Here is a 20708-nt window from a genome sequence, read left to right on the forward strand (position 1 = left end):
ATATCTCGGGAAACCGGGTACGGGGGCGGCGCCCGTGCGAGCCTTCAAGTCGGATGCCGAGACCACGACCTACCGGACGCGCCAGCGTCCGGCCGACGGGCGGGCCGGACGCACAGTCCGAGTAGCCGCGCCACTGCGCGGCCGAGCGACGAGCGCCGGCGAGCGATCCCGCGCTATCGGGGCGTCGCGACGACGCCGAGGTGGTCCTCGTGGAACCGCCCCAGTCGACGGGTCTCCAGCACCTCGTAGGTCGGCTCCAAGTCCGCCACCGTCTCCTCGAACACCGCCTCGGGAGCGGCGGCTACGTCCTCCGATCGCGTCTTCACCGCCAGCAAGAGCCGCCCGTCGTCGGCGAGGAACCGCCGGTTCCGAACGGCCACGTCGGCCTGCCCGCGGGTCGCGACGTCCTGTACGAGCACGTCGCAGTCGGCCTCGACGACGTGCGCGTACGTCTCGGGGCGACGGGCGTCCTTGAGCAGCGGGAAGAGGTTCGGCCGCGGCTCGCAGGCGTCGAGCAGGTCGCGGACGGGGCGCGGGGAGAACTCGACAGCGTAGGTCGCCCCGGCGAAGTCGGCGACGTGGCTGACGGTGGTGCCGTTCGCGGCGCCGAGGTACAGCACCGTCTCGCCGCCCGAGAGCCCGGTTTCCATCCCGAGTTCGAGCATCCCGCCGAGCTTCGATCGGCCGGCGTCCCACGCGCGCCACTCGCCGTCGGTGGGCTCGCCGTACACCGGCTCCCCGCGGGTCGCGAGCCGGTCTCGGCCGTCGAACTCCCGCCGGACCACGCCTGCCGGGAGCGACGCGTCGGTCCCCGTCATTCCGAACCACCGCCGTCTCCTCCGGCTGCGGTGTCGCCGGCGCGAGCGCGGATCGTCCGCATCCGCTCGTCCAACTCCGCCTCCAGCTCGGGCCGGTAGTCGCCCGAGTAGTGGTCGATGCGGGCCGCGATGGTCAGCTTCCCGGCGAGCGCGCGCGAGGCGGAGCCGCGGTCCTCCGGGCGGGTGCCGCGGACGTACTCGTGGGTGTAGATGACGCCGTGCTTGGGCGAGGAGCCGTGACCGCGCAGGTGCGCGAACAGGGCGTCCTCGGCACCGAGCACCTGCAGCGTCCCGGACGGTTTCTTCGCGAGCGCCTCCAGCCCGCCGGCCAACGAGATGAGTCGCGCGGCCAGCACCGGTCCCGCGAGCGCGGCGAGGTTCGGCGCGGCGACCGGCGCGCGAGACTCGATGAACGCCTCCAAGTCGTCGGACTCCCGGTCGAGGTCGGCCACTCGGCTCGCCAGCGAGACGACGCGCTCCTCGGCCGGGCCGTCCGGGTCACGCTCGGCGATGTCGCGGCAGCCCTCGACGCCCGTTCCGGCGTCGGGGAACAGCGTGCCCGCCCACTCGGCGACGCGCTCGGCAAGTTCGTTGGCGACGCGCTCGGCGTCGTCCATCGCTCGGACGGCGTGGAGCAGTTGTCGGTCATCCGCGCGCTCGCGCTCGTCGACCGCGGCGCGGGCCGCCTCGACCGTCGCCTCGCGGAGCTTCCCGTAGTACTCTGCCTCGTCGACGGCGAACCCGGACTCCACGGCGAGCGTCGGCCAGTCCGCGGGGGCGTCCGCTGACCCCGATCGGATCCGGTCCCCCGTCGACTCCGTGTCGCCTGCGGCGAACCACGCCGAAGAGTGGGCGGTGGCGTCGGCGTCCGCGGCGTCGTCTGTGGTCATACAGGGGGTTTCCGGCGACCGTTCCTAAGCGTTGTCTCCGCGACCGGGGAGCAGTCGACGGCCCGACGAGACACCGGTCGCCCCCGCACCGACCGCGGGGGATGCGAACCGAGTGACCTTTGACTGCGCCGCCGGATCTCACGACCATGCACCAACCGGAATTCGGGGACCGACAAGCGCCCGAAGTCGGCGAACTCACCCCGCCGACGCGGACCCTCATGGGCCCCGGCCCGAGCGACGTGCACCCGCGCGTCCTCCGCGCGATGAGCACGCCGCTGGTCGGTCACCTCGACCCGTCGTTCATCGAGATCATGGACGAGACGCAGGAACTGCTCCGATACACGTTCCGAACCGATAACCAGTGGACGATCCCCGTGTCGGGGACCGGGTCGGCGTCGATGGAGGCCGCCATCGGCAACCTTGTCGAGCCCGGCGACACAATGCTCGTCCCGACGAACGGCTACTTCGGCGGCCGGATGGCCGAGATGGCCCGCCGCGCCGGCGGCGACGTGGTCGAGGTGGACGCGCCGTGGGGGGAGCCGCTCGACCCCGTCGCCGTGCAGGCGGCCTTCGACGAGCACCAGCCGGACGTGTTCGGCTTTGTCCACGCCGAGACCTCGACGGGCGTCCGCCAGCCCGACGTGCCGGAACTCACGAGCATCGCCCACGAGCACGACGCGTACGTGATCGCCGACTGCGTCACGTCGCTGGGGGGCGTGCCGCTGAAGGTCGACGAATGGGACATCGACGCCGCGTACTCCGGTCCCCAGAAGTGCCTCTCGTGCCCGCCGGGCGCGTCGCCGCTCACCCTGAACGACCGCGCGATGGACAAGGTCCTCTCGCGGGAGGAGCCGGCCCGCTCGTGGTACCTCGACCTCTCGCTGCTGGAGGGGTACTGGGGCGAGGAGCGCGCCTACCACCACACCGCGCCGATCACGAACGTCTACGCGCTGCGTGAGGCACTGCGTCTGGTCGCCGAGAAGGGCATCGAGTCGCGTTGGGCGCGTCACCGCGAGACCGCGGGCGCGCTGAAGGCCGGTGTCGAGGCGATGGAACTGGAGATGAACGCTGACGACGAGTACTGGCTGCCGAGCCTCAACGCGGTTCGCGTCCCGGAGGGGGTCGACGACGGCGCGGTCATCTCGGATCTGCTGGAGGGGTACGACCTGGAGATCGCCTCCGGGCTCGGCGCTCTGGAGGGAGAGATCTTCCGCATCGGCTGTATGGGCCACTCGGCGCGCCCCGAGAACGTCTCGCTGCTGGTGTCGGCGCTGGGACAGACTCTCGCAGAGTACGGCGCGGACGTGGCCGTCGGAGCGGGCGTCGAGGCGGCCGCGGAGCGGCTGTAACAGCGGTTCGTCGAGTTGGGGCGACGGCGCGGCCACCAATTCCAAGGGTCGGCACGGACGATCGGGACCCGCATGGACGAGGTACTTGAGGCCGCGGAGGTGGTAGCGGACTCGGAACTGGAGGGGGCCGTCGTCTGGCTGTTTCGCGTGATCGGGATCCTGCTCGCGCTCGCGGGCCTCGGCCTGTGGCTGTTCACGCAGGCCGGGTTCCTGTGGCTGCCCGCGGTCCTGATCGGGATCGGGATTCTCCTCGCCGTGATTCCCGGCGTCCTGCTGGAACTGCTCGAGCTGTTCGCGTAGGAGGCGGGATCCGGTCGGTCTCGGCGACGGGGAACCGCCGTCCGCTTTTTCTCCCTGGTGCACTAATTGTAAGGCGTCATGTACGAGGACATCCTGCTGGCGACGAACGGCGGCGTCGCGTCGATCAGCGCGACCGAGCACGCGGTGGACCTTGCGGCCGACCGCGCGAGACTGCTCGACGACCTCGACATCGCGGTCGACCGCGAGGCGACGCTGCACGCGCTGTTCGTCGTCGACGAGGACGCCATCACCACTTACTCCGGCGACGAGTACGTCGACGGCCACGAGGGGCCCGAGTACGGGTTCGAGGATCTCGGCGAAGAGACGCTCGCGGACGTTCGCGAGCGGGGGGAGGCCGCCGGCGTCTCCGTCGACACGTATCTCCGACACGGAACGCCCGAGGACACGATCCTCCAAGTCGCCGACGAGGTCGACGCCGACCTCGTCGTCGCCGGGAGCCAGCGGCGCCCCGACGAGTACCGCATGCTCGTCGGCAGCGTCACCGAACGGGTCGTGCGCGCGAGCGACCGCCCGGTCCTCGTGGTGAAGACGCCGGTCGACGAGACGGGCGAGCCGATCGCGTAGGCGGTCTCGAAATCGACCCGCGTCGTCGCACGGGCGTTGTCACCACTCAGTGAGTGCGCTCGCCCCGTGATAGCGCCTGAGGACGCCGAGGAACGTGAGCGCTCCGAACACGGCGAACCCGCCGCCGACGAAGAACACCCAGTCCATCCCGACGGTTCCCATGAGCCACCCGGCGGCGACCGGGCCGACGACCGATCCGGGGCGCCACACCAGCTCCCGGATCCCGAAGCTGGAGGCGACGCCGTCGCCGTCGCTCCCTTCGTCGGCGAACAGCGCCATGCTCGCGGGCTCGCGGAAACTGTCGGCGACCCCGAGCCCGGCGTTCAACAACAACAGCGGGAGGAAGGCGGCGGAGACGGCTCCGAGGAGCGGAAGCGTCGACGGCAGGCCGAGCGCACCCCCGACGGCGGGCGTGAACGGCACCAACACCGCGACGAGGCCGTAGGCACCCCCGCCGGCGAAGACGAACAGCGCGCGCCCGCTGGCGTCCGAGAGCCGCCCGGTGTACGGCTGCAGCAGCATGTTCGTGAACTTCTCGGAGACCGTGATCACCGAGACGGCGAAGGCTGGCATCGCCAGCCCGCCGCTGGCGGCCGCGTAGCCGGCGAACACGGGGATCCAGTTACGGACAAGCGTGACCGCGACCGAGTACTGCGCCCGAAAGGAGGTCAGCGTGAGGATCCGGCGGTTGAGCGCGAGATCGGTGAACGGGAACCCCTCGACGCGGGTCTCGTCGACAGAGAGCAACAGCGCTGTGGTGAGGAAGGTGAGCACGTACAGCCCGGTGATCAGCAAGAACAGCTCCCGCGACCCCCCGAAGTAGTCGTACAGCGCGCCCGCGGAGAGCCCGCCGACGATCGACGCCGCGAACGAGGCGGCGTTGGCGCGGCCGATCCGATTCGCTCGGGTCCCGCTGGTGGCCAGTTGGCCAACCAGTCCCAGCGTCATCAGACCCATGCCGGTGAAGACGACGCCCTGCATCGCCCGCACGGCGAGCAGGCCGGTCCCGTCAGTGACCGCGCTGAACGCCGCGTACGTCGCGATCCCGATGGCGAGCGTCCCGAGGAGGACGATGCGCTTGTCGTATCGGTCGCCGGCCCACGCGAGCGGGACGACGGCGACGGTTTGCGCGAGCGTGTAGGCGGTGTACAGCAGCCCGAACGCGACGCCGTCGATCCCGAGGTCGGTGGCGATCTTCGGGAGGACGATGATGAGCGCGATGCTCCCGAAGCCGCCGGCGAACCGCGAGAGATACAACGTCCAAAACTGGAGGCGAGAGGCGGAGGAGTCGGTCACGTCCTCGGCTTCGCGTCGGCGCCAAAATGACCGTCGAACGACCGTCGCCGCCACACGTATTTCGGCGATGTCGAACGAGACCTCAGTGACCCGGCGCCGACCGACGCGCCGCTCACCGTCGTTGTGCCGCGAAAAGTACGGGCTGGGAGGGAGTTGAACCACGGTCGGACGTGCTCGCTCACTCTGTTCGCTGCGCGCGACCTCCCTGCTTCAACTCTCTCGGATGCCGCTCCGCGACGCGGCTCCTCGCGCCGTTCGCTTCGCTCGCGACGTTCGTCGCAGCGCGTCGCGGTAAAACGGGCTTGGAGGGAGTTGAACCCCCGACCGACGGATTAAGAGTCCGTCGCTCTCCCTGACTGAGCTACAAGCCCTTGCGTCTCAAAGATGCGAGGGTACGCTAAAAGGCCTTCCGTTTCGCCGACGGCGCGGCGGAGGCGAACATCACTGCTTAAGTGTCGTCCGTCCAGATTTCGCTCCACATGAGCACCGGGGTCACCGTCTCGTCGATGTCGACCTACGCGATTCTCGGCTGCGGCAGCGTCGGCCACGCGGTCGCCGACGCCCTGACCGCAGAGGAGAAGGACGTGCTGATCCTCGACAAGGACGAGTCCCGCGTGGAGGCCCTCCGCGATCAGGACCTGAACGCCCAACAGCAGGACATCTCCGAGGACGACGTCGTCGAGGCGGTCGCCGATCGCGACGTGATCCTCATCCTCTCCTCGGACGTGGACGCGAACAAGGAGGCCGTCCGCGCGATCAGGGACCGCGGCGACGACCAGTACGTCGTCGTCCGCGCCTCCGACCCCGTCAGTGAGGACGAACTCGCGGATCTCGGTGCCGACGTGGTGATTAACCCTTCGACCGTCATCGCCGACTCCGCGCTCCGATCGCTCGAATCCGGGGAGCTGGAGTACAAGGCCCGCCAGCTCGCGGACATCCTCCGCGGGGCGAGCGGGAAACTCGCGGTGTTGGCCCACGACAACCCCGACCCGGACTCCATCGCCGCCGCCGTCGCGCTCGCGGCGATCGCCACCGAGTACGGGGTCGAGGCCGACATCCTCTACGACGGCGAGATCGGTCACCAGGAGAATCGGGCGTTCGTCAACACGCTCGGGATCGACCTCCACGCCCGCGAAGACGCCCAGCCGCTCTCCGAGTACGGCGCGCTCGCGCTGGTGGACTACGCCGAGACCGGCGACAACGAGATCGGTGCCGAAGTCGACATCTACATCGACCACGACGAGCCGGAGGAACCGATCGAGGCGGCGTTCACCGACATCCGAAAGAACGTCTCCTCCACGTCGACCATCCTCACGAAGTACCTCCAGGAGTTCGACCTCTCGCCCGACGAAACGGTCGCGACCGCCCTGCTGTACGGCATCCGCGCGGAGACGGTCGACTTCAAGCGCGACACCACGCCGGCGGACCTGACGGCGGCGGCGTACCTCCACCCGTTCGCGAACCACGACACCCTCGAAGACGTGGAGTCGCCCAGTATGAGCCCCGAGACGCTGGACGTGCTCGCGGAGGCGATCCAGAACCGCGAGGTTCACGGGAGCCACCTCGTCTCGAACGCGGGGTTCGTCCGCGACCGCGAGGCGCTCGCGCAGGCGGCCCAACAGCTCCTGAACCTCGAAGGGATCACGACTTCGGCCGTCTTCGGGATCGTCGACGACACCATCACGCTCGCCGCGCGCTCGAAGGACATCCGCATCAACATCGGGAACGTCCTCCGCGACGGCTTCTCAGACGTGGGGGAGGCCGTCGGCCACTCGAAACAGGGCACCGCCGAGATCCCGCTGGGGCTGTTCACGGGGATCGAGACGACCGAATCCAACCGCGACACGCTCCTCTCGCTCTCGGAGGAGGCCGTGCGCAAGAAGCTGTTCGACGCGATGGGCGTCGAGAGTTCCACCGGGTCGGGCTCCGGGTCGAGCGAATCGACCAACGGAACGTAGCGACACACTCGGCCGCCGACACGCAGGCTCACTGGCGCTCGTGGGGTCGTTCATACCGATCGACTGTCCGACAGCGATCGATCTCCGAGGCCACCAGTGTCGCGGCAGAAAGAGAGGTATATGTTGTGTTAGTTAGTACCACACGAGAGGTGGTCGGCATCGAACGAGGACACACGAACCGCTCGGACGTGGCAGAGACCGCCGACCGACACCCGAACCCGAGAGTCCGACCCCACACACAGCGCATCCGGCGTGACCGATAGCTGGGTCGAACCACAGTACAGGCGCTCGACCACCGCACGAGCGACCCATCAGTATCGTCCGTCGGACCGCCGCGGCAGCGTGCCGCGGTCCCACGTTTTGGGCAGCCCATACCGATAGCGGCGCCGACCGAACGCGACGCGGTCGGTGAGCTTCAGCTTCAGGGGCGAGTCGAGTGCGGCACCCCCGCGGACTCTCGTGACGTAGAGCCAGTTCTCGATAGTCAGCGTCCCCATGCGCACATCCAACAGCCAGACGCTGTCGACCCGAGCGAGCGCTCGAATCCGGCCGGCTGCGTCAGTCGCCGGCTCCGGACAGTGGAGGTAGCCCGCCCCGTCGGCCTCGTCGACGGCGCGTGCGGCCGCCTCGAGCACCCGTCGGAGATCTGTCGGGGCGAGCTGCTCCACCCCGAGCGTTGGTGTCACGACGAGCGTCCTTCCCTCCGGAAGCGCGGCGAACGTCTCCGCGGGCGCGGCCGCCAACGTCGCCGGGTCGCGTTCGACGACCGCCGTCCCGTCCGAGTATCGGTCGGCAACCGCCGGAGCAGGGCGGTTCAGCGAGACGACGAGTGCGTCGCTCGGTTCGGCGGCGGCCTCGAGAAGGAGTTCGGCGCTCGATCCGACCGGCGCGACAAGTGCCGTCAACGAGCCGACGGGAACCCCGCCGCCGAGGCGTCGGTCGATCGGGTCGATCCCGGTCGCATGCACCTACGCGACCGCCTCTTCGTTGGTCTCGTCCTTGAGGCGCTCTATCGTGTCGTTGATGAGGACCACGTCGCCGACGGCGCGCACCCAGCGGTACGGGATCATCACGCCTTTTCCGGGCTCGATTCGGCTGGCGAACAGCTCGTCGCTGAGCTGCGAGAGCGCGAGCCCGGTGACGGCCTGCGAGTCTACGTCGAGACGGATGTCTTCGACTTCGCCCACGAACACGCCGTTGTTGGAGTAGACCTCCCTCCCCACGAGAGTCGTGATCTCTTGTGGCGCCGCGTCTGCGTTCATGTCGCGCAGATCGGCGGGACGGGTCTTAAAATCGTTCCTCGCGGACTCACGCGCGTCAGACGCGGGGCGGACGCGCACGCCGGATCGTCTCTGACTCCGGGGAGACGGCTACCGTCAGAGGGGCGCGATCGCCTTGATCGGGTGCTCGGGCGACGAGTCCAGCAGGGCGTCCAACTGCTCGCCGCAGGAGGTGCCCGAGGCGAGCACGCGGTCGGCGTCGCCGAACTGCTCGACCAGCGGCTCGCCCACGTCCATCGACAGCTCGTAGTACGCCGACTTGTAGCCGAAGCTCCCGGCCATCCCGCAACACTCCGTCTCGGAGGTCGTCACGTCGTAGCCGAGTCGCTCCAGCACCGCGACCGTGTACGGCTCCAGCTCGAGCGTCCGCTGCTGGCAGTGGGCGTGGTACGCGACCGCGTCGCCGTCACCGCCGGTCAGACCGCCGGGGTCGGCGCCGTTCTCCAGCAGGCCGTACACGTACTCCAGCACCTCGTAGCACCCGTCGGCGAGCCGGTCGGCGTCTGTCTCGGGGATCAGCTTCCCGTACTCTCGGTCGAACGCCGCGAGGTCGCTCGGCTCGATCACCACCACGTCGCGCCCGGCGTCGATCTCGGGGAGCAGCGCGTCCAGACACCGCTCCGCTTTCCCTCTGGCCGTCTCGATCATCCCCTGCGACAGCGGCGCGCGCCCGCTCGCGACCGCGGCCGACCCGGGGACGTGCACGCGAACGCCGAGCGCTTCGAGCGTTCTGACCACGGCTTTCCCGCGGTCGACATCGGCGTAGTTCGTGTACACGTCGGGATAGACGACGGCCTCCCGTCGAGCCAGCCGCTCGCTCACGCGCGGGCCGCCGCGCGCGGCGAACCAGTCGACGAGCGTCTCGCGCTCGAACGCGGGCAGGTCGCGCTCGGGGGCGACGCCCAGCCAGCGGTCCATCGCCGCGCGGACCGGCCCGAGGTTCGACCCCCAGTTCGACAGCGGCGCGGTCGCGCTGCCCAGCCGCGCGAGCGTCTCGAAGTTGCCGAACAGTCGCTTCGACGGGGCGAGCCCCGCCGGCTCATCGTCGGGCGTGAGCCCCTCGACGAGCGGGTCGAAGGCCCCCGGGTCGGCGCCGCGGTTGATCCGGTCGCGCACGACCGTGTTGATCCAGGGGATGTCGATCTGCACGGGGCACGCCGGCACGCAGCGCGAACAGCCGGTGCACAGGTCGTTGAACTCGGCTGCAGTGTCGAGCCCCTCGACGCCGGCCTCCCAGCCGGTGGCGATGCCGCCGGAGTACGTCTCGCCGCCGAAGGCGTGGCCGCCGACCGACTGGAAGTTCCCGCAAGAGTTCGAGCAGGCGCCACAGCGGATGCAGTACAGCGTCTCCCGGAGGTCGTCGTCCTCGCGCATGTCGAGCCGGCCGTTGTCGACGAGCACGAGGTGGAACTCCCGGTCGGGGTGCGCCTCGGTCGCGCCGTCGCCGGCGGCGGTCCCGGGGTCGGCCATCGGAGCGTCCGGCTTCGCAGACGCCGTCCGCTCCGCCGAGGCGCGTCGCGCCTCGCCGAACTCTACCGGCGGCGACGGCACCGGCGGCGTGAACAGCGACACGTAGGAGGTGATGTCCTGGCCCGTCCCGGAGCGGCCGATTAGCTCGACGAACGGCGCGAGGTTCTCGACGCTCGGGATCACCTTCTCGACGCCCGCGACGGCGACGTGGGTGTCCGGCACGACCACGGTCTTGCGGGCGTTCCCCTCGCTTGTCACCAGCGCCATCGTCCCCGAGTCCGCCGTCAGGAAGTTCGCGCCGGTGACGCCCACGTCGGCCTCGCGGATGTCGGCGAGGAGCTTCTCGCGGGCGAACCGCGTCAGCTCCTCGGCCGTCTCCGGTCGGTCGTCGCCGTCCAGGTCGAACGTCTCCGCGAACAGGTCGGCGATCCCCTCGCGGGACTTGTGGATCGCGGGGCCGACGATGTGGCTCGGCGCCTCGTCGGCGAGCTGGAGCACCCACTCGCCCAGGTCGGTCTCGGTGACGCGGGCGTCGTCGGCCGCCAGCGCCTCGTTCAGATCCAGCTCCTCGGTCGTCATCGACTTGCTCTTGACGACGTTGTCGCCGTCGACCACCTCCCGGACGTACGCGTTGGCGTCGGCTGCGTCGTCGGCGACGTACAGGTGCCCGCCGCGCGCCTCTACCGCCTCGCGGAGGTCGTCGATCAGCTCCGGCAGGCGCTCGATGGCGTCCTCCTTGATCGCCCGCGCCTCGTCTTTCAGCGCCTCGTAGTCCGCGAGCTCCCCGGTCGACTCGTAGCGTCCGCGGTTGAAGCCGCGGGTGTTCTCCGCGACCGCGTCGCCCTCGGTGTCGAGGAGGTGGCGAATCCGTGCGGCCGTCTCCGCGCGCGAGTCGGGCTTACTCATCGGCGCTCCCCCCGTCGACGGCGACATCCTCGTCGCCGGCGTCCGCGGGCATCCGCTCGCCGCCTCCGCTGTCCGACTCCACGAGGACGACCTCGACCTCGCGTGGGCCGTGCGCGCCGATCACCAGGTCGCCCATGTCGGCGGTCGCTGAGGGGCCGGTGGCGAGCACCGCGCTCGCCCCGTCGCGGAGGCGGTCGCCGAGGGCCGACATCGCCTCGCGCATGCCGGTGACCACGTCGCCCGTGCGCAGGATCACGACGTGGCGCTCGGGGAACAGCGAGACCGCCTCGCTGCCGGCGGCGTCCGCCTCCAGCACGACGGTCCCGTAGTCGGCGACCGCGAGGCTCGCCGCGGTGACACCAGTGTTCGCGGCGTCCAGTTCTCCCGGCGTCGGGTCGGTCGCGACCGCGTCCGGCAGCTCCGGGCCGTCCGGGAGCCGGACGCCGACCGCCGGCGGGTCAATCAGGTCGTCGACGGTGCCCGCGACCGCGTCCGGGGGGACCCGGTGGACGGTCGCGTGGTGCTCCTCGGCGGTAGCGACGAACGCCGAGATGGTGTCTGCACTCATGTGATCGTGTACCGCACCGGGGTCCCTTGGCTGTTGTGTCGGGGCGGCCGCCGGATCCCAGCGGCCTTATGTGATATCCACACACACTCTAGAGCACTCGATGTCTTCCGACACTCCGCCCCCGCCCGACGGCGGGCCGGACCTGCGCGACGGCGACTACGACTACGTCTCTGAAGCCGTTTCCCGCCCGGGGCTCGTCGCCGATCTGGAGGAGCTCGTCGAGGGGGATGTCCGCTTCGATACGTACTCCAGACAACTGTACGCGACCGACGCCTCCGCCTACCAGCAGACGCCCATCGGCGTCGTCCTCCCGCGCGATACTGAGGACGTGGCCGCGGCGCTGGCGTACTGCGCCGACCGGGAGATCCCGGTGCTCCCCCGCGGCGGCGGCACGTCGCTGGCCGGGCAGACGGTGAACGAGGCCGTCGTCCTCGACTTCACGCGCTATATGGACGAGATCCGCGACCTCGACCCGCAGGCGCGCGAGGCGACCGTCGACGCCGGCTGCATCGTCGAGGAGCTCAACGAGGCGGCCGCCCCGCACGGGCTGAAGTTCGCGCCCGACCCGGCGTGGCGCGACAAGTCTGCGATCGGCGGCGCGATCGGCAACAACTCCACGGGGTCGCACTCGCTGAAGTACGGCAAGACCGACGCGTACGTCGAGTCGTGCGAGGTCGTCCTCGCGGACGGCTCTGTCGAGACGTTCGGAGAGGTCGAGGTGGAGACGCTGCGCGAGGCTGCCGACCCCGACGGAGAGCTGGTGGAGCGGATCTACGCCGAGGTCGTCCGGGTGATCGACGAGGAGAGCGACGAAGTCACCGCCCGCTACCCCGAGATGAAGCGCAACGTCTCCGGGTACAACCTCGATGTGCTCGTCGAGGAAGCGCGCGGTGAGTGGGCCGGTGACGCGCCCGAGACCGGCGGCGGAACCGGCGAGCCGGGGACGGTGAACCTCGCGCGGCTCATGTGCGGCAGCGAGGGGACGCTCGGGGTCGTCACGGAGGCGACCGTCTCGCTGGTCGAGGTGCCGGAGACGAAGGCCGTCGCACTGCTCACGTACGACTCGCTGCTCGACGCGATGGCGGACGTGGCCCGGATCCTCGAACACGACCCCGCCGCCGTCGAGGTGATGGACGACACGTTCCTCGATCTCGCGCGGGAGACGGCCGAGTTCGGCGACGTGGTCGGGCTGCTCCCCGAGGGCACCGACTCGACGCTGCTCGTGGAGTTCTACGCCGACAGCGACGAGGAGGGCCGACGGAAGGTCGCCGACCTGGTCGCCGACCGCTGCCCCGGCGTCGAGACGGAGGCCGGGGCGAGCGAGGACCGCGTCGACGCCGGCGAGGAGGTGTACGCCACGCACGCGCTGGAGGCGCACGACCCCGAGCGGCGCGCGACGTTCTGGAAGATGCGCAAGGCCGGGATGCCGATCCTGCTCAGCCGGACCTCGGACGCGAAGCACATCTCGTTCATCGAGGACTGCGCGGTCCCCCCGGAGCACCTCGCCGACTACGCCGCGGACTTCCAGGCGCTGCTCGAGGAGGTCGGGACGTTCGCGTCCTTCTACGCCCACGCGGGCCCCGGCGTGCTCCACATCCGGCCGCTGGTCGACACGAAGACCGTCGACGGGCTCGACCAGTTCGAGCGCATCGCCGACGGCGCCAGCGACCTGGTCGTCAAGTACGGCGGCAGCGTCTCCGGCGAGCACGGCGATGGCCGCGCCCGAACCCAGTGGAACCGCAAGCTGTACGGCGACGACCTGTGGCGCACGTTCCGCGAGCTCAAGACCGCCTTCGACCCCGACTGGTTGTTGAACCCGGGGAACGTCTGCGGCGACCACAGCCTCACCGAGCACCTCCGGTTCGACCCCGAGTACGCCTTCGACGCCGGCTTTGAGCCGGAGCTCAACTGGGACAACGAGAACGGCTTTCAGGGAATGGCGGAGCTGTGTCACGGCTGTGGCGGCTGTCGCGGCGGCCAGTCGACGACCGGCGGCGTGATGTGTCCCACCTTCCGCGCGGCCGACGAGGAGATCCAGAGCACCCGCGGCCGCGCGAACCTCCTCCGCGGGGCGATGTCGGGCGATCTGCCCGCGGACCCCTTCTCCGAGGAGTTCGCGAGCGAGGTCATGGACCTGTGTATCGGCTGCAAGGGCTGCAAGCGGAACTGCCCGAGCGGCGTCGACATGGCGAAGCTGAAGGCGGAGGTGGCCCACGAGCGCCACGAGCGCGAGGGGCCGAGCCTGCGCGACCGCCTGTTTGCGAACATCAACCTCGTCTCGCGTGTCGGCTCGGCGCTGGCGCCGGTGTCGAACTGGGCGACGAGGCTCCCCGGCTCGGGGATGCTCGGAGAGAAACTGCTCGGCGTCGCCGCCGAGCGCGACCTCCCGTCGTTCCGCCGGACGACGCTGCGCGACTGGTTCGACGCCCGCGGCGGCCCGGCCGTCGCCGAGGCAGACGCCGAGCGCGTCGCCGTGCTCGTCCCGGACACCTACACCAACTACAACCACCCCGACGCCGGCAAGGCCGCGGTGCGGGTGCTGGAGGCGGCGGGCGTGCGCGTCGAGCTCGCGGACGTGGAGGACACCGGCCGCCCGGCACACAGCATGGGCTTTCTCGACGCCGCCCGCGAGCGCACCGCCGCCGCCGTCGCGGACCTGGCCCCCTGCGTCGACGCCGGCCGCGACGTGGTCGTCGTCGAGCCAAGCGAGGCCGTGATGCTCCAGTCGGACCTGCTCGATTTCCACGACTCGGCGGCCGCTGAGACGGTCGCCGGCAACAGCTACGGCGTGCTGGAGTACGTCGACGCCTTCCGGCTGGACGAGCGAATGGACCTGGCGGGATCGGGGTCGTTCACGTACCACGGGCACTGTCATCAGAAGGCCACGAAGAAAGACCACCACGCCGTCGGGGTGCTCCGGCGCGCGGGCTACGCGGTCGACCCGCTCGACTCCACCTGCTGTGGGATGGCCGGGAGCTTCGGATACGAGGCCGAGCACTACTCGATGAGCAGGGCCATCGGGTCGATCCTCTTCGACCAGGTCGAGGCGAGTTCCGGCGAGACGGTCACCGCGCCCGGCGCCTCCTGTCGGTCGCAGTTGGGCGACCGCGAGGACACCGACGCCGACCCGCCGCACCCGGTCGAACTCCTGGCCGACGCGCTACGGTAGGGCCGGCAGCCCTCGCCACACCCGCCGGCGAACCGATCTCCTCGCACGACACTGTTAACACGGGGCGCGCCCTGCCGTCGGTATGAATCGGCTCACCGCCCTCCCGCTGTTCGGATTTTTCACCGTCTTCGGCGTCCTGTACGTCGCGGGGGCGTTCGACGGCGTGCCCTTCGCCGACCGGGCGGGCGGGTTCGTCCTCGGTATTCTCGCGGTGATCGCGCTGATCGCGGGGTTCTCGTTCGCCCGCGGCTACCGCGGCGACGACTCGGCGTAAGCGATCCGGCGCGGTGCGCGTCGGCGATTGAAAAACGAGCAGGCCGATCGGGTCAGAATCGGTTCGGGAACGCCCGTCCGTCGACGACGACGGTCCCCTCGCCTCTGACGGTCACGTCGTGGTCGTCGAGCGGGAACCGAAGCCGCCAGTCGGTCGCGTCGTGGGCGAGCAGCGCCGCGACGGCGTCGGCGTCGATGGCGCAGTGCAGGGTCGAGTCCACCGCTTCGGGGCCGACGCCTTCGGCTTCGGCGACGGCCCCGATGATGGCTGACGCGACGGCAGAGACGCCGGGTCGGCCGAGGTCGGCGGCGGTCGAGGTGCGGGCGTCCGAGCGGGCGGCAGCGTTCGTTGGTGTCTGTGTCATCGTGGGTGGCAGGTCGGGCCGTCCGTCGACCGTCGTTGGGACAACCGGTTGACCTGTATGCACAAAAACATCCGTCAGACGTGGCGATGACGCTCGGTCGGGGTGCGCCCGACCCGAATCCCGGGTGTCTTACAGATACGCAAGGCGAGTGCCTCGGGGATTGACCCCGAGGCGGTTCACAGGTCGTCCAGCACGCGGCCGAACGCCGCCAGCGCCGCCTCGCACTCCGCCGGCGCGCGCCCCAGCGAGACGCGGACGCCGTCGTCCATCCCGAAGAACCGGCCCGGAACGACGAGCACGCCGGCGTCCCACGCGGCCGCGCTCATCGCGTCGCCATCGGTGCGTTCGTGTTCGAGGTAGGCGAACGGCGATCCCGGGTGGACGACGCCGTCGAGGTCGGCTCGGGCGTCGAGGAACGAGGCGAGGAGGTCGTGGTTCCGCCGGCAGTGGTCGCGGGCGTCGGCGACGAGGTCGTCGCGATGGGCGAAAAAGCGGCGGGCGAGCGCGACGCTGGGCGCGGCGAGGGCGGGGACGTGCTGTTCGACCTGCCGCGCTCGCTCGACGAACGCCTCGGGACCGGTGATCCAGCCGATTCGGAGGCCGCCGAGGCCGTGGAACTTCGTGAGCGAGCCGACGGTGACGGTGGCCGGCAGCCCGGCGCCGGTCGGCCCGCCGAAGGCGGTCCCCGCCTCGCCGTCCCCGACTGTGTACGGCGCGTACACCTCGTCGACGAGGAGGTACCCCCCGTGCTGGGCCGTCGCCTCGGCGGTCTCCGCGAGCGTCTCGCGGTCGGTCAGGACCCCCGTCGGGTTGTGGCGGTTCGTCACGGTGACGTGCGCGAGCGGTCCCGCGAGGTCGGGCGCGGCGGCCCCGACGCGCTCGGGGTCGAGGGCGACGGTCGGCTCGGGGCGGCAGAAGCGCGCGACTCGACTGCCGAGGCCACGCGGCGTCTCGACCAGCGGTTCGTAGCCGGGCTTCTCGACCAGCGCGCACGGCTGCGGACCGCCGGCGTCGTCGGGTGCGACGGCGTCGGCCGGGTCGCCGCCGTCAGCCTCCGCGTCGGCGCCGCGCTCGCGGGCGAGCGCGGCGGCCGTGGCGCACGCGAGGAAGCCGCCGTGGGTGGCGCCGGCGGTGAGCAGCACGTTCGACTCGTCGATCTTGTACTCGGCGGCGACCCGCTCGCGCAGCAACGCGTCGCCGGTCGGGGGCGACAGCCCCCGCAGCCGCGGCGGCACGGGCTCGTCGGGGTCGTCGGCCGCCAGGCGTCGCAGGTCGCTGGAGCCGAGGTCATGCTCGGCGGCGGCGGGACGCCCCTTGATCCACTGCAGGTACGCGAGCGGCGGGAACATACCGCCGGGTACGTGGCCGTCTTCAAAAACGCTCCGTCAGCGCGCGTCCGGCCCGCGCGAAGACGGACTCCCGTCGCGGCCGCGAGCGCCGTCGTACGCCGCCGAGGCGGCGGTCTCGGCGGCAGCGGCGCCGTCGAACCGCGCGAGGTGCGACGGGCATCCGCAGTCGGAGGCGCCGAAGCCGGCGACGGGGTCGCCGTCAGCGGCCGCGTCCCCGATCGCTCGCGCGAGGCGGCACTCCTCGTCGCGCTCGTCGCCGAGGCGTTCGACGGCAGACAGCGAGACGGCCTCGTGGCCGCCGAGGTAGTCGACGTGCCAGTGTCGCACGTCGTGCTCGCCCGCAGCGACCCGCCGATGACGGTCGATCCGCGAGAAGCCGCCGGCGCCGAGCGCGCTGCCCGTGTACGCGTACGCGCCCGCCGGGAACTCGTGGACGCCGAGTGCGCCGACCTCGACGGTGACCGCGTCGGGGACGGCGAACACGAGGGTGTAGGTACCGGCGTCGCTCGCGCTCACTCCTCGCCTCCGTTCGGGCGCGTTGACTCGCCGTCGCCGAGCGTGGTCTGCACCGAGTCGCTCCGCTCGTGTGCCAGCAGGTGCCGCTTGAGTTCCGGGCCGCCCTCCGCCGAGAAGCCGCCGATGCCGTCGGCTGCGACGACGCGGTGGCACGGGACGACGAGCGGGATCGGGTTGCGCCCGCAGGCCGCGCCCACAGACTGCGGCGCGCTGTCGAGGTCGGCGGCGATGTCTCCGTAGGTGCGCGTCTCCCCGTACGGGATGGCCGCCATCGCACCCATCACGCGGCCGGTGAACCCGTCGGGGTATCGGACCCGGAGGTCGAACGCCGTCCGGGCTCCCTCGCGGTACTCGCGCGCCTGCCGCCTGATCTCGTCGGCATCGGCGTCGACGTACGACGCGTCGAGCGTGAGCCGCCCGCCGGGGACCGCGATCGTCACCGGGTCGCCGTCCGCCGCCCGCTTCGCCGTCGAGTCCATACCCGTGGTGACGACCGGACGGTAATCAACCCGGCGGCGACCGGTGCGGTTTTCTCCCGAGGCGACCGTACCACCCTCCGTGCGCCATCCGGCCGACCGACTCGCCGCGCTCCCCGACTCGGGGTTCGCCTCGTTCGTCGAGCGGCTGGGCCGGGTCTGGCCCGCGTTCGACGCGACCGTCTCGCCGGTCACCCCCGAGGGGACCGTCGAACTGTCGCTCACGCGCGACCGCCCGGACGCGCCGCCGGAGCGGGCGGTCGTCCGCGTCACCCGCGCGTCCGTGTCGATCGAGGACGTGAACGACCTCGCGGCGTTCGCGGCCGAGCGCGGCCTCTCGTTCGCCGTGCTCGCGACCGTCGACGAGGTCGACCCCGACGCGGCGCGCCGCGCGCGCACCGCGCCGATCGAGGTGTACGACGGCGTGGGACTCGTCGGGCTGGCCCGGGAGGCCGATGTCTCGCTCCCCCAGCCGGAGAGTGGAGGGAGCGACGCCTCCGACCCCGGCGACGACAGCGACTGAGGGCGTCCCGGTGCGGCGACGCCGAGCGCATCGACCGCAACCGGTAAGCGCGTCAGCCCCCACCCGTAATCACCGTGGACGAGACCGTCGAGTGGCTCCGATCGCGGCCGTACTACCAGGGTCAGATCGCGGACCACCGGACGCTCCCCGGCCGTGACGCCGCCTTCGCGGAGGCGGATCTGGAGCCCAGGCTGGCGAGCGCGCTCGCCGACGAAGGGATCGAGTCGCTGTACGAGCACCAGGCCCGCGCCGTCGAGGCGGTCCGCGACGGCGGCGACGTGGTGCTCGCGACCCGCACCGCCAGCGGGAAGTCGCTGGCGTACACGGTCCCCGCGTTCGAGCGGGCGATGGACCACGGCGGCCGGACGCTCTATCTCGCGCCGCAGAACGCCCTCATTGCCGACCAGGAGGAGACGCTCTCTGAGCTGGCCCGCAGACTGGGGTTCGGCTCTCGCGTCTCCGTCGACCAGTACACCGGTCGGCTGTCGAAGACGGAAAAGCGCGACGTGCGCGACCGCCAGCCGACGGTGCTGCTGTCGAACCCGGACATGCTCCACTACGGGCTGCTCCCGTGGGCGTACAAGCACTGGGAGTGGTTCTTCGGGTCGCTGGAGACGGTCGTCATCGACGAGGTGCACGGCTACCGCGGCGTCTTCGGCAGTCACGTCGCGCTGGTGATGCGCCGGCTCAACCGGATCTGCGAGCGCTACGGCGCCGACCCGCAGTTCGTCTGCTGCTCGGCGACGATCGGCAACCCCGTCGAGCACGCCGCGCGCATCACCGCCCGGCCGGAGTCCGGCTTCACGCTCGTCGATGAGGACGCCTCCGCCCGCGGGCCGCGCCACTGGCTGCTGTGGAACCCGCCCGAGTACGGGGGCCGGCAGGCCGACCGACAGTCCGGTCGGCGTCGGTCGAGCCACACCGAGACGAAGCGGCTGTTCTGCGACCTGGTGCAGGAGGGGTACCAGACGCTCGTGTTCACCCGCGCGCGCCAGACGGCCGAACGCTACGCGAGCGGCTCCGCAAAGGAGCTGCGCCAGCGCGGCGAGCACGACCTCGCCGGGCAAGTCGAGGCGTACCAGGCGAGCCTCACGAACGAGCGACGCCGGGAGATCGAGTCGGGCCTCCACTCGGGCGAGGTGGCCGGGGTGTGGTCGACGAACGCCCTCGAACTCGGCGTCGACGTGGGCGGGCTGGACGCCGTGATCCTCGACGGCTACCCCGGCACACGGATGTCGGCGTTCCAGCAGGCCGGGCGCGCCGGCCGCGGCACCGACGACGCCCTCGTGGTCATGGTCGGGGGCGAGGACCAGTTGGACCAGTACCTCATGGCGAACCCGGACGACCTGTTCGCGGGCGACCCGGAGCGCGCGATGGTCGACCCCGAGAACGCCGAACTGCTCCCGAGCCACGTCGCCAGCGCGGCCGACGAGAACTGGCTGCGTCCCGAGGACGCGTCCCACTTCGGGGACTCGTTCGAATCGGTCGTCGAGTCGCTGGAAGCGGCGGGCACGCTGGAGCGGATGGACACTTCGCGCGGCGACCGCTGGACGTACGACGGCCCGGGGAGCGCCCAGCACTCGATGAGCCTCCGGACGATCGACGACCGCGAGGTCGATCTCATGGACGCCCGCAACGACGACACGATCGCGTCGCTGTCGTTCGGCGACGCCCTGCGCGACGCCCACCCGGGCGCCGTCTACCACCACCAGGGACAGACGTACGAGGTGGACGAGCTGGATCTGGACCGCGACGTGGCGCGCCTCCGGCCGACGTGGGCAGACTACTATACGCGCGTGCTGACCGACAAGGACGTGGTCGTGAACGACGATCTGCGCACCCGCCCCCTCGACACGCACGAGGACACCGAGGTCCGCTTCGCCGACGTGACGGTGACCGAGCAGATCACGGGCTTCGAGCGCAAGGACGGCTCCACCGGCGAGACGATCGGCTCGCAGGCGCTGGAGCTCCCGGAGACGGAACTGCGCACGCGGGCGCTGTACTACGCCGTCCCCGGCGACGTGGAGCGGGAGATGCGCGGGATCGCCGCCGCCGCCAGCCGGGGCGACGCGGGATTCAACGGGGGCATCCACGCCGCCGAGCACGGCTCGATCTCGCTGTTGCCGCTGGACCTCCTCTGTGACCGCGCGGACATCGGCGGCGTCTCGACGCCGTTTCACCCACACACGGGGCGGTCGACGGTGTTCATCTACGACGGCTACCCCGGAGGCGTCGGGCTGACCCGGGCGGCGTACCGCGACGCCGACCGCCTGCTCGCGCGGACGTCGCGGCTGATCGCGGGGTGCGACTGCGCCGACGGCTGTCCCGCGTGCGTGCAGTCACCCCACTGCGGCAACGCGAACGAGCCCCTCTCGAAGCCCGAGGCCGTGACGCTCCTGAACGCGCTCGGAGGCACCGACGAGCCCGTTCCCGAGGCGTCACCCGGCGGCGACTGACGAGCGTCCACCCGCCCCGCCCGCTCGTCCGACGGGGTCCAGCCTCCGGAGATCGCGAGGTACAACGACTGTTGTATCATAATTTCATTCGATCTGGAGTAAATATCGACAAGTATTAAGTACTCGCTCCAGGAATCATGAGTTGGCTCCGCGCATGGAGA

19 protein-coding genes and 1 tRNA gene are annotated in these 20708 nt (G+C 70.9%); 8 read left to right on the top strand and 12 right to left on the bottom strand.

The window, feature by feature from the left end:
* Nucleotides 1-173: 173 nt before the first annotated feature.
* Together BUE16_RS10915 and BUE16_RS10920 are read right to left on the bottom strand one after the other, a co-directional pair.
* Nucleotides 174-818: a fibrillarin-like rRNA/tRNA 2'-O-methyltransferase gene (locus BUE16_RS10915; protein ID WP_073309538.1), complete on the bottom strand. Its 645-nt coding sequence runs from the start codon at nt 816-818 to the stop codon at nt 174-176.
* The gene (locus BUE16_RS10920) at nt 815-1708 is read right to left on the bottom strand and encodes an NOP5/NOP56 family protein (RefSeq protein ID WP_073309541.1); all 894 of its coding nucleotides are present in this window, start codon (nt 1706-1708) and stop codon (nt 815-817) included. Before BUE16_RS10920 ends, BUE16_RS10915 begins: the two co-directional genes overlap by 4 nt.
* A gap of 146 nt (nt 1709-1854) precedes the next feature.
* On the opposite strand from BUE16_RS10920, the gene BUE16_RS10925 reads away from it, so the two are divergent.
* The 3 genes from BUE16_RS10925 to BUE16_RS10935 all read left to right on the top strand — a co-directional run bounded on the left by BUE16_RS10925 (nt 1855) and on the right by BUE16_RS10935 (nt 3942).
* Nucleotides 1855-3057 carry a pyridoxal-phosphate-dependent aminotransferase family protein gene (locus BUE16_RS10925; protein WP_073309543.1) on the top strand — a complete coding sequence of 401 codons (1203 nt, stop codon included), beginning with the start codon at nt 1855-1857 and terminating at the stop codon, nt 3055-3057.
* Between the two features lie 72 nt (nt 3058-3129).
* Nucleotides 3130-3357: a hypothetical protein gene (locus tag BUE16_RS10930; RefSeq protein ID WP_073309545.1), complete on the top strand. Its 228-nt coding sequence runs from the start codon at nt 3130-3132 to the stop codon at nt 3355-3357.
* Nucleotides 3358-3435: 78 nt separating this feature from the next.
* Nucleotides 3436-3942 (top strand): universal stress protein, encoded by a 507-nt coding sequence (locus BUE16_RS10935; RefSeq protein WP_073309547.1) that lies wholly within the window; start codon nt 3436-3438, stop codon nt 3940-3942.
* 39 nt (nt 3943-3981) lie between these two features.
* Here the strand turns inward: BUE16_RS10935 and BUE16_RS10940 are convergent, their stop codons facing one another.
* Both BUE16_RS10940 and BUE16_RS10945 read right to left on the bottom strand, forming a co-directional pair.
* Entirely contained in the window at nt 3982-5238 is a 1257-nt protein-coding gene (locus tag BUE16_RS10940; protein ID WP_073309549.1) for an MFS transporter, read from the bottom strand.
* Between the two features lie 297 nt (nt 5239-5535).
* Nucleotides 5536-5609 (bottom strand) — tRNA-Lys (locus BUE16_RS10945).
* A 108-nt stretch (nt 5610-5717) separates the two neighbouring features.
* On the opposite strand from BUE16_RS10945, the gene BUE16_RS10950 reads away from it, so the two are divergent.
* Complete coding sequence (locus tag BUE16_RS10950) at nt 5718-7196, top strand: DHH family phosphoesterase (protein WP_073309551.1); 1479 nt, start codon at nt 5718-5720, stop codon at nt 7194-7196.
* Nucleotides 7197-7507: 311 nt separating this feature from the next.
* On the opposite strand, the gene BUE16_RS10955 is transcribed toward BUE16_RS10950, so the two are convergent.
* From BUE16_RS10955 to BUE16_RS10970, 4 genes are all read right to left on the bottom strand, one after another.
* A complete protein-coding gene (locus BUE16_RS10955; protein ID WP_073309553.1) occupies nt 7508-8164 on the bottom strand; it encodes a DUF7125 family protein in 657 nt (218 codons plus the stop codon).
* Entirely contained in the window at nt 8165-8458 is a 294-nt protein-coding gene (locus BUE16_RS10960) for a PRC-barrel domain-containing protein (protein WP_073309555.1), read from the bottom strand. It abuts the gene before it with no gap.
* 114 nt (nt 8459-8572) lie between these two features.
* Nucleotides 8573-10852, bottom strand: a complete 2280-nt coding sequence (locus BUE16_RS10965) for an LUD domain-containing protein (protein WP_073309557.1) — start codon at nt 10850-10852, stop codon at nt 8573-8575.
* Nucleotides 10845-11420, bottom strand: coding sequence for a LutC/YkgG family protein (locus BUE16_RS10970; protein ID WP_073309559.1), 576 nt, complete (start codon nt 11418-11420; stop codon nt 10845-10847). Before BUE16_RS10970 ends, BUE16_RS10965 begins: the two co-directional genes overlap by 8 nt.
* Before the next feature lie 100 nt (nt 11421-11520).
* Here BUE16_RS10970 and BUE16_RS10975 point away from each other — a divergent pair, with 100 nt between their 5' ends.
* Together BUE16_RS10975 and BUE16_RS10980 are read left to right on the top strand one after the other, a co-directional pair.
* Entirely contained in the window at nt 11521-14589 is a 3069-nt protein-coding gene (locus BUE16_RS10975) for an FAD-binding and (Fe-S)-binding domain-containing protein (RefSeq protein ID WP_073309561.1), read from the top strand.
* An 82-nt stretch (nt 14590-14671) separates the two neighbouring features.
* Complete coding sequence (locus BUE16_RS10980; RefSeq protein WP_073309563.1) at nt 14672-14863, top strand: hypothetical protein; 192 nt, start codon at nt 14672-14674, stop codon at nt 14861-14863.
* A gap of 52 nt (nt 14864-14915) precedes the next feature.
* On the opposite strand, the gene BUE16_RS10985 is transcribed toward BUE16_RS10980, so the two are convergent.
* The 4 genes from BUE16_RS10985 to BUE16_RS11000 form a co-directional block, all read right to left on the bottom strand.
* Complete coding sequence (locus tag BUE16_RS10985; protein ID WP_079991609.1) at nt 14916-15227, bottom strand: HalOD1 output domain-containing protein; 312 nt, start codon at nt 15225-15227, stop codon at nt 14916-14918.
* Between the two features lie 176 nt (nt 15228-15403).
* Nucleotides 15404-16576: a pyridoxal phosphate-dependent aminotransferase gene (locus BUE16_RS10990; protein WP_073309567.1), complete on the bottom strand. Its 1173-nt coding sequence runs from the start codon at nt 16574-16576 to the stop codon at nt 15404-15406.
* Between the two features lie 36 nt (nt 16577-16612).
* Nucleotides 16613-17092 (bottom strand): GIY-YIG nuclease family protein, encoded by a 480-nt coding sequence (locus BUE16_RS10995; protein ID WP_073309569.1) that lies wholly within the window; start codon nt 17090-17092, stop codon nt 16613-16615.
* The gene (locus tag BUE16_RS11000) at nt 17089-17571 is read right to left on the bottom strand and encodes a methylated-DNA--[protein]-cysteine S-methyltransferase (protein ID WP_143165415.1); all 483 of its coding nucleotides are present in this window, start codon (nt 17569-17571) and stop codon (nt 17089-17091) included. The genes BUE16_RS10995 and BUE16_RS11000 overlap by 4 nt, the downstream gene beginning before the upstream one ends.
* 79 nt (nt 17572-17650) lie before the next feature.
* Between BUE16_RS11000 and BUE16_RS11005 the strand changes: the two genes are divergently transcribed.
* Together BUE16_RS11005 and BUE16_RS11010 are read left to right on the top strand one after the other, a co-directional pair.
* A complete protein-coding gene (locus BUE16_RS11005) occupies nt 17651-18091 on the top strand; it encodes a restriction endonuclease (protein WP_073309572.1) in 441 nt (146 codons plus the stop codon).
* A 74-nt stretch (nt 18092-18165) separates the two neighbouring features.
* Nucleotides 18166-20547, top strand: coding sequence for a DEAD/DEAH box helicase (locus tag BUE16_RS11010; protein WP_073309574.1), 2382 nt, complete (start codon nt 18166-18168; stop codon nt 20545-20547).
* The last annotated feature ends 161 nt before the right edge of the window (nt 20548-20708 follow it).

The sequence above is a fragment of the Halobaculum gomorrense genome (genome assembly GCF_900129775.1).
Classification (GTDB): Archaea; Halobacteriota; Halobacteria; order Halobacteriales; family Haloferacaceae; genus Halobaculum; species Halobaculum gomorrense.

Coding starts and splice junctions, on each gene's coding strand:
- BUE16_RS10960 (WP_073309555.1), bottom strand. CDS start 8,458: ATGAACGCAGACGCGGCGCCACAAGAGATCACGACTCTCGTGGGGAGG.
- BUE16_RS10935 (WP_073309547.1), top strand. CDS start 3,436: ATGTACGAGGACATCCTGCTGGCGACGAACGGCGGCGTCGCGTCGATC.
- BUE16_RS10950 (WP_073309551.1), top strand. CDS start 5,718: ATGAGCACCGGGGTCACCGTCTCGTCGATGTCGACCTACGCGATTCTC.
- BUE16_RS10990 (WP_073309567.1), bottom strand. CDS start 16,576: ATGTTCCCGCCGCTCGCGTACCTGCAGTGGATCAAGGGGCGTCCCGCC.
- BUE16_RS10975 (WP_073309561.1), top strand. CDS start 11,521: ATGTCTTCCGACACTCCGCCCCCGCCCGACGGCGGGCCGGACCTGCGC.
- BUE16_RS10915 (WP_073309538.1), bottom strand. CDS start 818: ATGACGGGGACCGACGCGTCGCTCCCGGCAGGCGTGGTCCGGCGGGAG.
- BUE16_RS10930 (WP_073309545.1), top strand. CDS start 3,130: ATGGACGAGGTACTTGAGGCCGCGGAGGTGGTAGCGGACTCGGAACTG.
- BUE16_RS11000 (WP_143165415.1), bottom strand. CDS start 17,571: ATGGACTCGACGGCGAAGCGGGCGGCGGACGGCGACCCGGTGACGATC.
- BUE16_RS10970 (WP_073309559.1), bottom strand. CDS start 11,420: ATGAGTGCAGACACCATCTCGGCGTTCGTCGCTACCGCCGAGGAGCAC.
- BUE16_RS10985 (WP_079991609.1), bottom strand. CDS start 15,227: ATGACACAGACACCAACGAACGCTGCCGCCCGCTCGGACGCCCGCACC.
- BUE16_RS10920 (WP_073309541.1), bottom strand. CDS start 1,708: ATGACCACAGACGACGCCGCGGACGCCGACGCCACCGCCCACTCTTCG.
- BUE16_RS10980 (WP_073309563.1), top strand. CDS start 14,672: ATGAATCGGCTCACCGCCCTCCCGCTGTTCGGATTTTTCACCGTCTTC.
- BUE16_RS10965 (WP_073309557.1), bottom strand. CDS start 10,852: ATGAGTAAGCCCGACTCGCGCGCGGAGACGGCCGCACGGATTCGCCAC.
- BUE16_RS10925 (WP_073309543.1), top strand. CDS start 1,855: ATGCACCAACCGGAATTCGGGGACCGACAAGCGCCCGAAGTCGGCGAA.